This is a genomic window from Pseudohongiella acticola (genome assembly GCF_001758195.1).
Classification (GTDB): domain Bacteria; phylum Pseudomonadota; class Gammaproteobacteria; order Pseudomonadales; family Pseudohongiellaceae; genus Pseudohongiella; species Pseudohongiella acticola.
Map to the genome: position 1 here is coordinate 2,324,643 of NZ_MASR01000001.1, position 13,483 is coordinate 2,338,125.

The following is a 13,483-nucleotide window of genomic DNA, read 5'->3' on the forward strand; positions in this document are numbered from 1 at the left end:
TGGGCCGGATCAGGGCCCCGGCGCGCGTGAAAAATGGTAAATGGCAATTTCACTGAGCAGGTTGGGTGCGGCCCGGATGAACCAGCTATCGCGGTGTTTGTAATCCACCACCGTGCGGCTGATCACGTCGATGTTTTTGTCTGCACAGAACACATCAAAGTCACGCACGGTACAGAAATGGATATTGGGTGTGTTATACCATTCATAGGGTATGTACTCCGACACCGGCATGCGGCCCTTCACCACCAGGTGCAGGCGAGCACGCCAGTTGCCAAAGTTGGGAAACGTCACGATGCAGTTTTTACCGATGCGCAGCATTTCTTCCACCAGCAGGTCGGGGAAATGCACCGCCTGTAGCGTCTGTGTCAGCAGCACGGTATCAAAACTCTGTGATTCAAAATTCTGCAGGCCTTCGTTGAGGTCCTGTTGAATAACGCTGATGCCTTTGGCAAGGCAGGCGTCGATTCTGTCTTCATCTATTTCCAGGCCTGTGCCAACGGTCTGCAGATTGTCCTGCAGATAGCGCAGCAGACTGCCATCGCCACAGCCCAGGTCCAGCACCCGACTGCCTGGTGCGATCCAGCTTTGAATAATGTCCAGATCCGCTCGCATCAGGCGGCCACCTCGTGCTTGATGACATTAAAATACGTAGTCATCGCCTGCATGTAACGCGGCACCGGCAACAGGAAGGCATCATGGCCCTGGTCTGCTTCGATTTCCAGGTAGCTGACCTGCTTGCCGGCTTTCAGCAGCGCGGTGACAATTTCCCGGGTGCGCTCGGGGGGAAAGCGCCAGTCAGTACTGAATGACATCAGCAGGAAGCGACAGTTGCTGTTGGCAAAGGCTTTGCTCAGGTCACCGTCATAGTCGACTGTTGGGTCAAAATAGTCCAGCGCTTTGGTCATCAGCAGATAGGTGTTGGCGTCGAAGGTTTCCGAGAAACGTTCGCCCTGATAGTGCAGGTAACTCTCTACCTGAAAATCGACATCAAATCCGAAGCTGAGTTTGCCTGCGCGCAGGTCCCGGCCCAGATTCATTGAAGCCTGTTTTAACTCATCGGACACCTTGCCGAATTTTTCACGCATGGCACTGTCGGAAAGATAGGTGATATGGCCCACCATACGCGCCAGCATCAGGCCTTTTTTGGGCAGCACTTCATGCTCACGATAACGCCCGGCATGAAACTCAGGGTCCGCTGTGATGGACTGGCGCGCGACCTCGTTAAAGGCGATGTTCTGCGCCGACAGCTTGGGGGCGACCGCAAGCATGACGGCGTGGCGCACACGCTCCGGATAACTGATGGCCCAGCGCATGACCTGCATGCCACCGAGGCTGCCGCCGACCACTGCTGCCCATTGTTGAATGCCCAGCCGATCCGCCAGCCGGGCCTGACTTTTCACCCAATCGCGCACGGTAACCACAGGAAAGTCGGGGCCGTACCAGGTGCCGGTATCGGGATTGATGGAAGCCGGGCCGGTACTGCCGGCGCAGCCACCCAGATTGTTCAGGCAAACCACAAAAAAGTGATTGGTGTCGATGGGTTTTCCGGGCCCGATGCATGAATCCCACCAGCCCGGTTTGCGGTCGTCCATGCTGTGAAAGCCGGCGGCATGATGATCACCGCTCAGGGCATGGCAGATCAGCACGGCATTGGACGCGTCGGCGTTCAGTGTGCCGTAAGTTTCCACCATCAGGTCGTAAGCTTTTAGCGATTTGCCGCTGCGCAGCGGCAACGGCTCCTCGAAGCGATAAAGCTCGGGAGTGACCAGGCCAACAGAATTGTCCGGCAGGGTGTCGGGCATATTACAGACCCGGCACAAACACGGGGTTGGCGTTAACCGGCGCTATCAGCACGATGCGGATGATCTGCAGGCTCAGGAAAACAAAAATCGGCGACAGGTCCAGTCCACCCATGGACGGCAGCAAACGTCGGAAAGGAGCCATCACCGGTTCCACCAACTGGCGGACCAGCACCAGCGCCGGGTGGGCACTGTAGGGGGCAATAAAGCTGGACACGATGGAGATCAACAGGCCCCAGAAATAAATATTGAGGACAAAACTGAGCAGTCCCACCAGCGCCCAGGTCAATATCAGTCCGGGGTCCGGCAGGGCAATGCCGGCAAAGAAGATCAGCGCCGTTATCAGCAGACACTGCACCAATATGGCAAAGACCAGCGAGGAGAAATCGATACCGCGAAAGCCGGGTATGAATTTGCGGAATATCTGTACCCCGGGGTCAGTGGCGCGCACAATCATCTGTGTGATCGGGTTGTAAAAGTCAGCGCGTGACAGCTGCAGCAGAAAGCGCAACAGGATGGCCAGCAAATACAGCGAGCCCAGCGTGGTAACCAATAAGGAGCCGATACTGCCAAGTGAGTTCATAATGTGGTCTCTTGCTGTCGAATTATTTGGCCAGCTCGGCGGCGCGGTGTTGTGCCGCCAGCATGGCGTTGGCTACGGTGGATTCAAAACCCTGATTGGCAAATGACAGCAGGGCCTGCTCAGTGGTGCCGCCGGGTGAGGTGACCCGACGTCGCAGTTCATCCGGTGCAACATCGCTGGCGGCGGCGAGTTTGCCGGCGCCCAGGGCGGTCTGTATGCTCAGTTGCCTTGCCACATCCGGTGCCAGGCCCATGGCAACGGCGGCTTTTTCCATGGCTTCAATCATCAGGAAGTAGTAGGCCGGTCCGCTGCCTGACAGCGCGGTCACCGTATCAATGTCTTTTTCGGCCTGCAACCAGCAGGCAATACCGACTGCGCTCATGATAGCGCCGGCCAGGGTTTTGTGGTCGTCGTTGCAATTGGCGTTGGCGTACAGGCCGGTAGCACCGGCGCCGACCAGAGACGGTGTATTGGGCATGCAGCGAACAATCGCCCGTTCCTCACCCAGCCACTGCGCCAGTGATGCCACCGGAATGCCGGCAGCAATGGAGATGACCAGGCAGTCAGGTTTGGCGATGAGCGGTTTTAATGCGGCGCATACCTGCGCCATCACCTGGGGCTTCACGGCCAGAATGATGACGTCCGCTACCGCAGCAACAGCCGCAGTGTCGCCGGTCTGGATGCCACATTCGGTCTGCAGCGACTGCAGTTTATCGCTGTCAATATCGCTGGCGTGAATGTGACTGGCGGCAACATCTTTGGCCAGCAGTCCGCGTATCAGGCTGTTGGCCATATTGCCGGCACCGATAAATGCGATCTGGCGATTGTTCAAGGTCTGCTCCTGCATCGGGTAGTGGCGGTGGCGTTATGGGGCCACGGCGCCGCAAAACCCGTATTCTAACTCACGCGGCGGCGCCTTGCAGCTAACACCTCAGCGATTGAGGTCCTGACTGAAGGTGGCCCAGAAGCTGATAAACAGGGCAGCGATCAAGGGGCCAATGACAAAACCGTTGATGCCGAGCAGGCTGATGCCGCCCAGGGTGGAAAACAGCACGACATAATCGGGCAGTTTGGTGTCGCGGCCCACCAGGATGGGGCGCAGTACATTGTCCGCGAGACCAATGATGATGGCGCCGTATGCCACCAGAATCGAGCCCTGTACGACCTCGCCGGTGGCAAACAGGTAGATGGCCACCGGCACCCAGACCAGGGCGGCGCCAACAGCGGGAACCAGTGACAGGAAGGCCATCACCACGGCCCACAGAACCGGCGCCGTGATACCCAGCAACCAGAAAATCAGGCCGCCCAGAGCACCCTGCACCATCGCCACCACCAGATTGCCTTTGACGGTGGCGCGCACAACCTCGGTAAATTTGCTGAACAGCAGTTGCCGCCGGTCGTTCTCCAGCGGCACCGCTGTGCTCAGCCAACCCATCATTTTGTCGCCGTCGCGCAACAGAAAAAACGTCAGATACAGCATCAGAACCAGCCCGACGGTAAAGCTGACGGTATTACGACCAAAACTGAGCGCCTCCTGTGACAACTGGCGGCTCAGGGAGACGGCTGAATCTGACAGGTAGGAGCGGACATTGGACATGTCGATGTCCAGGCGGTCGAGCACATCCGGGATGATGGGGACGGCGCTGCCGATGCGCTCGAGAAGCTGGTCGGGTTCGATTTCCTGATTTTCAATCAACTCGTATAGCTGGGCACCCTCGGAAACAAAGGCAAAGGCGATCATGGTTACCGGTATGACGACCAGGAACACGCCGGCCAGCAAGGTTGCCAAAGCCGCCAGCGTATCTCTGCCGTTGAATTTCTTCCGTAAACGACGTTGCAGCGGGTAAAACAGCAGCGTCATGACGCAAGCCCAGAAGATGGAACTCCAGAATGGCAGCAGAATGGTCAGAAATGCCAGGGTGATCAGCCCAAGTACAATGATGAACGCTTTGCTTTGAACCGTCTGACGTGACATTCGCCTCTCCTGGCTATCGCTTGGTTCTGGTTCTGGTTCTGGTTCTGGCTCTGGTGTAAGTCCTGATACCGGGTCAATCGGTTGAGCGACGCAGCATGCGCCAAAGCTCGATGATACGGGGTGGCTGACCCGAACGCAGGATTCCCTGCCGGAACACCCGACCAGACAACCACAGCACCGCCGCGGTTGTCAGCACCAGCACGATGGTGGTTCCTACAATATCAATCATGGGCGGTTGTGCCGCCGCCCGGTTCATCATGGTAAACGGTGTGAACAATGGAATCCATGACATCACGCGTGCCAGCGTGCCATTGGGGTCCTGGGCGATGAAACTCATGGTAAGGATGGGGACCACCAGCACCGCCATCAGCGGCATCATCAGGCTCTGGGCTTCCTTGAGGGTGTTGCACAGACTGCCGATCGCGAGAAAAATGCCGGCATACAGGGCATAACAACTCAGGTAGTAAAATATGAAATAGGGAATCAGGTCCGAGCTCAACAGAACATCAAGCACCTGCACAATCATCGCGGTTTCAACCGTCTGATACAGCCGGATAAAGACAAAGAACGCAACGATCCAGGCCAGTATGGTGGTAATGCCGGTAATGCCGATGCCGAGCAGTTTGCCCATCATCAGTTCACCGGGGGTCACCGAGGCCAGTAGTACTTCGATAATGCGGTTGGATTTTTCCTCGATGGTATTGCTGAGCAAGTATTGCACGCTCTGCATCAGGGAAATAAAGATCAGGTACACAAAACCCATGGGCGCCCATTGCCGGAAAGTGTCGGCCAGGCTCACAGCTTCGTCGCCCTCTGCCTTGCCCGGATCGAGACGACTCAGCGGCAGGCGGGTACGCTGGACATTGCGTACGGCAGCGACATCGATGCCCTGACTGGCGTACTCCTGCTGGCGAATAGCACTGTTGATGCTGCTCTGGATGGCACCCGAGAGTCGGGTGTCGGTCAGATTGCCGGCCCAGTACTGCACGCCGCGCGGTCCGCTATCGGGTGTCATCAGCCCGGGAAGAGTGGCGGGTCGCACAATATCCTGGTCAACATTCTCCGGAATCAGAATCAGGGCAAACAGGCTGGCGCTATCATCACCCACATTGATGCGGCGTTCGCCATTGAGATAGGGCCGCAATTGCTCGACGACCAACTCTGCATCGGCGTCCGGGTCCACTTCGGGCGGTACGCTGGCTTCAACAAATTGTGGTCGTGGTTCAGTAAAGCCGGGGGCATCATCGCGCAGGTAAGGCTGTGCCATGGTCAGTGCATAATCCAGGCCGCCATTGTTGAGCCAGGAGTCAAGCGCGGCCACTTCGTCATTGTCATAGTCATCCAGCAACTGGTTAAGTTGCGCTGCGGGTTCTGCGCTGAAGCTGGCGGTTTCGGTATCACGGCGGTGCTCCTGCAGGTAGCGCATGAAGTCCAGCATGACACGACGCTGATGCTCGCGACGGATCGCGGTTTCCACGGCGGCGGCGTAATCGCCGGACTGATCAATCAGCAGGTAATAACGTGTGGGTGTTGCGGTTGCCAGGCGGCTGGAGACGTGGAATATCAAAAAGAACACGATGGGCACCAGCAGGACACCAATCCAGAACCCCTTGGTTTTGACATTCTCCATGTATTCGCGCCAGGCGATCAGCAGCGTGACTCTCATGAACAAGCTCTCATGAATAAACTCTCATCGGAAATTGTGCTCCCTGGCTTCCTGCCCGACCAGATGCACAAACACGTCATGCAACGTGGCCTGGGTAAAATCAAACCGGCTCAGCGACACGCCGCTTTCAAAACAGTGTTGCAGAATCAGTTGCGGGTCGGTCTGTTCCTTGACGTAGAGTTCCCATTGCCGCGTGCCGGGCAGGCGAGTCTCGTCATCAACCTGATGTTCCTGTACTGAGAGAACACCATTGAGTGAACGAATCGGGGAGATGTCGTCGCGGGTCTCCAGCACAATTCGGCGGGGAATGATGGCGCGGGCTTCATCAACGGTGCCATCAAAAACCTTGCTGCCCTGCGTGATCAGCAGCAGTCGCTCGCACAGGCGTTCGGCGTGCTGCATGACATGGGTGGAAAAAATCACGGTCTGGCCATTGCCTGCCAGATCACGTATCAACTGTTCCAATACTTCCTGGTTGACCGGGTCGAGGCCGGAAAACGGCTCATCCAGAATGACCAGCTCCGGGTCATGTACAATCGATGACAGCACCTGAACTTTCTGGCCCATGCCCTTGGACAGAGACTCCACGCTGGAATTGGCAAAGTCGCTGAGACCGTATGTTTCCAGCAATGAGCAGGCTTTTTCTTTCGCCTGCCGTCGACTCAGCCCTTTCAGGGTGCCGAAGTAGGCAATGATGGCCCACACCTTCATTTTTTTATACAGGCCTTTTTCTTCTGGCAGATAGCCGATGCGGTCACGTACTTTCATGGCCGAGCTGGCGCCCAGCACTTGAACCTGGCCGGCGTCGGGGCGCAGAATATCCAGAATCATGCGGATGGTGGTGGTTTTGCCGGCGCCATTGGGGCCCAGAAAGCCGTAGACAGAGCCTTGGGGAATACTGATATTGATTTTGTTAACGGCAGTGAAATCGCCGTAACGTTTGGTGACCTCGGTCAGTTCCAGTACTGGTGTGCTCATCCTGCAAGTCCGCCGTCAGGGATCCGGCAATCATGCTGGATCCGATGTTTCTGGGAGTGTAGCACAGGGTTTGTGGCAGTGTTCTAACGTTGTTGACAACAACGTTCACTGAACCGTGACACGCTGCGGGATGTGCGGTCGGCCTGATTGGCCCGGCCGCACATCGTCACAGGAAAGCGGGATCAGGCACCCAGGTATGAATTGATGGCGTCAGCCACCAGACGCCCTTCGTCGATGGCACGAACCACCAGCGACTGACCGCGTCGGCAATCGCCGGCGGCAAAGACTTTCGGGTTGTTGGTGCGGAAGTCCTTGTACTCGGCTTTGTAGTTGGAGCGTTGATCCAGTTCCAGTCCGAGCGGGTTGCTGACATAGTGTTCTGGCCCCAGGAAACCCATGGACAGCAGAATCAGCTCAGCTTCCCAGAACTTGGTAGACCCGGGTACTTCCTTGAAATTGCCATCAACTTCAACGGTGTTGATGCCCAGCAGTTTGCCGTGCTCGTCGCGGACAAACTCTTTGCCGCTGATGGAGTATTCGCGCGGGTCATTGCCATCGCGATGTGCTGCTTCTTCGTGGCCGTAATCGACACGATGAATTTTTGGCCACAGCGGCCAGGGGTTGTCGGCGGGCCGCTCGCGTGAGGGCTTGGGCATGATCTCGAAGTTGACCAGAGATTTGCAGCCGTGGCGCAGCGAGGTGGCGATACAGTCAGTCCCGGTGTCACCGCCACCAATCACAATCACGTTTTTGTCTTTGGCCGTGATGTACTGGCCGTCTTTCAGCTCGGAGTCCAGCAGGCTCTTGGTGTTGGCGGTCAGGAATTCCATGGCGTAATGCACGCCCGGGCCTTCGCGGCCGGGGATGCCCAGATCGCGCGCGGTGGTGGCGCCGGTGGCGAGACACATGGCGTCAACATTGCCCAGCAGTTCGTCGGCCGGAATGGCGTTGTCGCCTTTGCCGCCGATATCTGCACCGGTGACAAACTTGACGCCTTCTTCTTCGAGCAATTTGACACGGCGGTCAACAACGTCTTTTTCCAGCTTCATGTTCGGGATACCGTACATCAGCAGGCCACCGATGCGGTCAGCGCGCTCGTAAACGGTGACTTCGTGACCGGCCTGATTCAGTTGCGCGGCGGCGGCCAGACCGGCAGGGCCTGATCCGATGACAGCCACTTTTTTGCCGGTGCGCAGTGTTGGCACATGGGCGCGCACCCAGCCGTTTTCGAAACCTTTGTCGATGATGGCGTTTTCAATGTTCTTGATGGTCACGGCCGGTTCGTTGATGCCCAGTACACAGGAGCCTTCACACGGTGCCGGACAGACACGGCCGGTAAACTCGGGGAAGTTATTGGTTTTGTGCAGGCGGTCCAGGGCATCGCGCCACTGACCTTTATAAACCAGGTCATTCCATTCCGGAATCAGGTTGTAAACCGGGCAGCCATTGTCAGACTGGCAAAATGGTACACCACAATCCATGCAGCGAGCGCCCTGGGTCGCCAGGTGCTGTTCGTCGTGCTCGGTGTAGATTTCCTTATAATCAAGGAGTCGTTCCGCTGGCGCACGATACGGTTCAGTCTTGCGCTCAAATTCTTTAAAACCTGTTGGCTTACCCATGTTTTAACCTATTCTTCGAAATTTATATCCTGGCAGGCTGTTCACAAACGGCCACACCCAATGGTCTTGTTCGCCTGTTCTGCGAACCGTCTGTTGTACCCAGACTAAGTTGTACCCAGACTAAACTGCGACCGCCTGTTCTTTTGCTGCCATTTCCGCCAGTACGCGCTTGTAATCGCTGGGCATGACTTTGACAAACTGTTGTACGGCCTGATCCCAGTTATCCAGAATCTGCTTTGCCACTGCTGAGTCGGTATAGTGCAGGTGGTTGCTGATCAGTGTCTTCAGCTCCTCCAGGTCGGCAGCATCGCTGACGCCTTCCAACTCGTAGGACTCGGTGTTGCACTGGCGGGCGAAGCTCTTGTCCTGATCCCAGACATACGCCACGCCGCCACTCATGCCGGCGCCGAAGTTGCGGCCGGTCTGACCCAGAATGACCACGCGGCCCCCGGTCATGTACTCGCAGCCGTGATCACCGATGCCTTCAACAACGGCAGATGCGCCGGAGTTACGCACCGCAAAACGTTCGGCGGCGATGCCGCGGAAGTAGGCTTCGCCACCGGTGGCGCCGTACAGATTGACGTTACCGGCGATGATGTTTTCTTCAGCCTTGAAGCTGCTGTTTTTGGGCGGGTACACCACGATGCGGCCGCCAGACAGACCCTTGCCGACAAAGTCGTTGCAGTCGCCTTCTACGGTGATGGTGATGCCCTTGGCCAGCCATGCACCCAGGCTCTGTCCGGCCGAGCCGTTCAGTTTGATATTGATGGTGCCGTCGGGCAGCATCTGCTCGCCCCAGCGCTTGGCCACTTCGTTGGACAGCATGGTGCCGACCACGCGATTGATATTGATCACCGGCAGTTCGATGTCGACTTTCTCGCCTTTCTCCAGCGCCGGTGCGGCCAGTTCGATCAACTGATTGTCCAGCGCCTTGTCCAGGCCGTGGTCCTGAGTCAGCGTCTGGTAAGTGCCGGTGTCGGGGAACACTGCCTTGGCTGGTGCCAGTATCCTGCTCAGATCCAGGCCTTTGGCTTTCCAGTGATCAATGGCGATGTTGCTTTCCAGCAGATCAACACGGCCGACCATTTCGTTCAGCGTGCGAACACCAAGACGCGCCATGATCTCGCGCAACTCTTCGGCCACCATGAACAGGTAGTTGACCACGTGTTCAGGTTGACCCTTGAATTTCTTGCGCAGGGCCGGGTCCTGTGTGGCAATGCCGACCGGACAGGTATTGAGGTGACACTTACGCATCATGATGCAGCCCAGTGTGACCAGCGGTGCAGTGGCAAAACCAAATTCTTCCGCGCCCAAAAGTGCAGCAATGGCAACGTCGCGACCGGTCTTGAGCTGACCGTCAGTCTGCAGCACCACGCGTGAGCGCAGGTTGTTCATCACCAGTGTCTGGTGGGTCTCGGCGACGCCCAGCTCCCACGGCAGACCAGCGTGCTTGATCGAGGTCAGCGGCGAGGCACCGGTACCGCCATCATGGCCGGCAATCACCAGGTGATCGGTCTTGGCTTTGGTGACACCCGCAGCAACCGTACCCACGCCGATTTCGGAGACCAGCTTGACACTGATGCGAGCCTGACGGTTGGCATTTTTCAGGTCATGGATCAACTGCGCCATGTCCTCAATGGAATAGATGTCATGGTGTGGCGGTGGTGAGATCAGACCCACGCCCGGGGTTGAGTGCCGGATACGGGCAATCTGCTCGTCCACTTTGCCGCCGGGCAACTCACCGCCCTCGCCTGGCTTGGCGCCCTGGGAAATCTTGATCTGAATTTCGTCAGCGTTGCTCAGGTACCAGATGGTGACACCAAACCGACCGGACGCCACCTGCTTGATGGCAGAACGCTTGGAGTCGCCATTAGCCATGGGCTGGAAACGAATCGGGTCTTCACCACCTTCACCGGTGTTGGACTTGCCGCCCAGTCGGTTCATGGCAACGGCCAGCGCTTCGTGGCTTTCCTCGGAAATGGAACCAAAGCTCATGGCGCCAGTGGCGAAGCGTTTGACGATGTCCTTGGCTGATTCGACCTCTTCCAGCGCGATTGCCGCCGTATCCTGACGGAAGTTCAGCAGGCCACGCAATGTGCAGGCGCGGGTTGTCTGTTCGTTGGTGTACTTGGCGAACACCTTGTACGCGTCCGGGCTGTTGGTGCGCGCTGCATTCTGCAGGTTAAAGATCGCGCTGGGATCCCACATGTGGCTGTCGCCACCGTTACGCCAGTGGAAATCACCCGGGTTATTCAGCACCGGAATGCGGTTTTCGTCCTTGGCCGGGAAGCCGAGACGGTGACGGCGTTCGGTTTCTTCAATCAGGGTGGCAAAATCCACGCCCTGAACGCGGCTGGCGGTGCCCACAAAACAACGGGCAACGATGTCATCGGCCAGACCCACGGCTTCAAAAATCTGCGCGCCTTTATATGAATGCAGGGTGGAAATGCCCATTTTGGCCATGACCTTGAGCATGCCCTTGGCCACTGCCTTTTTATAGGCATACACAACTTTGTCTTCGGTGTCGTAGTCGGTGCCGATCAGGCCATCAAGCTGCGCCTGCCACACTGCCTCGAATGCGAGGTAAGGATTCACTGCGTCTGCACCGTAGCCGGTGAGCAGGCAGAAGTGATGCACTTCACGGGCCTCGCCGGTTTCCACAATCAGACCGATGCGAGTGCGCTCGTGAGTCTTGATCAGGTGGTGGTGAACCGCGCCACAGGCGATCAGTGCGCTGATGGCAGCCCGGTTTTTGCTGATATTGCGGTCAGACAGGATGACAAAGGCATAACCGTCGGCAATGGCCTGGCTGGACTCGGTGCAGATACGTGCCAGGGCGCCCTTGAAAGAATCATCGGCAGTGACGTCATAAGTGATATCGATGACTTTGGTGCGCAGGCCGTTGTAGTCCATGTTGGCAATGGTCTGCAGCTGCTTGTTGGACAGGATCGGGTGCTTCAGGCTGAGTCGGTGTGCCTGTGCTTCAGTGGTTTCCAGCAGGTTGCCTTCCGGGCCGATGAAACATTCCAGCGACATGACAACTTCTTCGCGGATGGAGTCGATAGCGGGGTTGGTTACCTGTGCAAACAGTTGCTTGAAGTAGTCATAGATCATGCGTGGCTTGTCGGACAGACATGCCAGTGCGGAGTCGTTACCCATGGAGCCGAGCGGGTCACGGGCCTGGGTGATCATCGGCAGCAGCATGAACTGCATGGTCTCAGTGGTGTAACCAAAGGCCTGCATGCGTGCCAGCACATTCTCCGAATCCAGCGAATGCGCTTCATTGCCGTCCGAGAGTTTGTCCAGGGTGACTTTCTGGTTCGACAGCCACTCGCCGTAAGGGCGCTTGGCAGCAATGCTCTGCTTCAGTTCGGCGTCGGGAATCAGGCGACCCTGTTCAAAGTCGAGCAGGAACATGCGGCCCGGTTTCAGGCGACCCTTCTCCTTGACGTTGGCTGGATCCACTTTTACCACGCCTACTTCTGACGCCATGATGACCTTGTCGTCATGTGTCACATAATAACGGCTTGGGCGCAGGCCGTTGCGATCGAGTACGGCGCCGATGTAATGGCCGTCAGAGAACACAATGGAGGCAGGGCCGTCCCAGGGTTCCATCAAGGCGGAATGGAATTCGTAGAAATCCTTTTTGTCCTGCGTCATGTTGACGTCGGACTGCCAGGCTTCCGGAATCATCATCATCACCGCTTCCTGCAGTGAGCGGCCGGACAGCAGCATGAACTCAAGAACGGCGTCAAATGAGCCGGAGTCCGAGCAGTCGGAGTCGATGATAGGGAACAGGTCTTTTAATTTGTCATCAAACAGATCGGTGTTCAGCGTGCCTTCTCGTGCCACCATCTGGTTGACGTTGCCGCGCAGTGTATTGATTTCACCGTTATGGCTCATGAAACGGTTAGGCTGAGCACGATCCCATGACGGGAAGGTATTGGTGCTGAAACGTGAATGCACCATTGCCATGTGGGTTTCACAGGTAGGGTTGGTCAGATCTTTGTAGAACGGGAACAACTGACCCGGTGTCAGCATGCCTTTATAGACGATGACTTTGGTGGACAGGCTGCAGGCGTAGACCATTTTGGCCTCGCTCAGTGATTTGTCACCGCGCAGCTTGTGGGTAAATCGCTTGCGAATAATGTACAGCTTGCGCTCAAAGGCTTCTTTATCGAGGCCGTCAGCGGCGCCTATAAACAGTTGCTCGATCTGTGGCTGTGCCATGCGCGCAGCCGGGCCGACATCGGCGCCGTCTGCATCAACCGGTACTTCGCGCCAGCCCAGCAGGGTCTGACCTTCTTCGGCGATGATCTGATTGATGGCATCGCGGCAGAATTCACGCTCTTTGCTGATCTGGGGTAAAAAGATGTTGCCCACGGCGTACTGGCCGGCGGCGGGCAGCTCGGTGCCCAGCTCGTTTTTGGTGACATCGGCAAAGAAGGAGTGCGGCAATGCCATCAGGATGCCGGCGCCGTCACCGGTGTTGGCTTCAAAGCCACAACCACCGCGGTGATCCATGCGCGAGTTCAGATGGTAGGCATCCAGCATGATCTGGTGACTGGGGCGACCCTTGATATCTGCCACAAAACCTACGCCGCAGGAGTCTTTTTCACTTGCCGGATCATAAAGTCCGGTTTGTTCGGGGAAACCAAACTTGTAGGGGTGTTGGGCTTGTTCAGTCATAGGTCGCTAAGTCTCGTTAATTCGTTATAGTGTATCCGCTTCGGCAATCGTTAACGTTCCTGGCCGACACGATCGATCTTCAAGCACTGCAGGCAGGGAGATGCGTGGGTTTTGGGTTTTGGTTTGACGCGGCTCGGTGAAGCTGCCTGCACCCCGGTCGGCGTATCCGGCATA

The 13,483-nt window shown here is 57.1% G+C and carries 9 protein-coding genes; all 9 read right to left on the minus strand.

What is annotated here, in order from left to right:
• Nucleotides 1–9 precede the first annotated feature (9 nt).
• The gene (metW, locus tag PHACT_RS09930) at nucleotides 10–612 is read right to left on the minus strand and encodes a methionine biosynthesis protein MetW (RefSeq protein ID WP_070117522.1); all 603 of its coding nucleotides are present in this window, start codon (nucleotides 610–612) and stop codon (nucleotides 10–12) included.
• The gene (gene metX, locus PHACT_RS09935; RefSeq protein WP_070117528.1) at nucleotides 612–1,802 is read right to left on the minus strand and encodes a homoserine O-succinyltransferase MetX; all 1,191 of its coding nucleotides are present in this window, start codon (nucleotides 1,800–1,802) and stop codon (nucleotides 612–614) included. The genes metW and metX overlap by 1 nt, the downstream gene beginning before the upstream one ends.
• Nucleotide 1,803: 1 nt before the next feature.
• Entirely contained in the window at nucleotides 1,804–2,382 is a 579-nt protein-coding gene (locus tag PHACT_RS09940) for a YggT family protein (RefSeq protein ID WP_070117534.1), read from the minus strand.
• Between the two features lie 22 nt (nucleotides 2,383–2,404).
• The gene (gene proC / locus PHACT_RS09945; protein ID WP_070118290.1) at nucleotides 2,405–3,214 is read right to left on the minus strand and encodes a pyrroline-5-carboxylate reductase; all 810 of its coding nucleotides are present in this window, start codon (nucleotides 3,212–3,214) and stop codon (nucleotides 2,405–2,407) included.
• A 99-nt stretch (nucleotides 3,215–3,313) separates the two neighbouring features.
• Entirely contained in the window at nucleotides 3,314–4,357 is a 1,044-nt protein-coding gene (locus tag PHACT_RS09950; RefSeq protein WP_070117541.1) for an AI-2E family transporter, read from the minus strand.
• Nucleotides 4,358–4,430: 73 nt separating this feature from the next.
• Nucleotides 4,431–6,023, minus strand: a complete 1,593-nt coding sequence (locus tag PHACT_RS09955) for an ABC transporter permease (protein WP_070117547.1) — start codon at nucleotides 6,021–6,023, stop codon at nucleotides 4,431–4,433.
• A 24-nt stretch (nucleotides 6,024–6,047) separates the two neighbouring features.
• Nucleotides 6,048–7,001 carry an ABC transporter ATP-binding protein gene (locus tag PHACT_RS09960; protein ID WP_070117552.1) on the minus strand — a complete coding sequence of 318 codons (954 nt, stop codon included), beginning with the start codon at nucleotides 6,999–7,001 and terminating at the stop codon, nucleotides 6,048–6,050.
• 182 nt (nucleotides 7,002–7,183) lie between these two features.
• Complete coding sequence (locus PHACT_RS09965; protein ID WP_070117557.1) at nucleotides 7,184–8,620, minus strand: glutamate synthase subunit beta; 1,437 nt, start codon at nucleotides 8,618–8,620, stop codon at nucleotides 7,184–7,186.
• Nucleotides 8,621–8,740: 120 nt separating this feature from the next.
• On the minus strand, nucleotides 8,741–13,309 hold the full coding sequence (gltB, locus tag PHACT_RS09970; protein ID WP_070117561.1) for a glutamate synthase large subunit: 4,569 nt from the start codon (nucleotides 13,307–13,309) through the stop codon (nucleotides 8,741–8,743).
• Nucleotides 13,310–13,483: the final 174 nt, after the last annotated feature.

Coding starts and splice junctions, on each gene's coding strand:
- metW (WP_070117522.1), bottom strand. CDS start 612: ATGCGAGCGGATCTGGACATTATTCAAAGCTGGATCGCACCAGGCAGT.
- gltB (WP_070117561.1), bottom strand. CDS start 13,309: ATGACTGAACAAGCCCAACACCCCTACAAGTTTGGTTTCCCCGAACAA.
- PHACT_RS09940 (WP_070117534.1), bottom strand. CDS start 2,382: ATGAACTCACTTGGCAGTATCGGCTCCTTATTGGTTACCACGCTGGGC.
- metX (WP_070117528.1), bottom strand. CDS start 1,802: ATGCCCGACACCCTGCCGGACAATTCTGTTGGCCTGGTCACTCCCGAG.
- PHACT_RS09955 (WP_070117547.1), bottom strand. CDS start 6,023: ATGAGAGTCACGCTGCTGATCGCCTGGCGCGAATACATGGAGAATGTC.
- PHACT_RS09950 (WP_070117541.1), bottom strand. CDS start 4,357: ATGTCACGTCAGACGGTTCAAAGCAAAGCGTTCATCATTGTACTTGGG.
- PHACT_RS09965 (WP_070117557.1), bottom strand. CDS start 8,620: ATGGGTAAGCCAACAGGTTTTAAAGAATTTGAGCGCAAGACTGAACCG.
- PHACT_RS09960 (WP_070117552.1), bottom strand. CDS start 7,001: ATGAGCACACCAGTACTGGAACTGACCGAGGTCACCAAACGTTACGGC.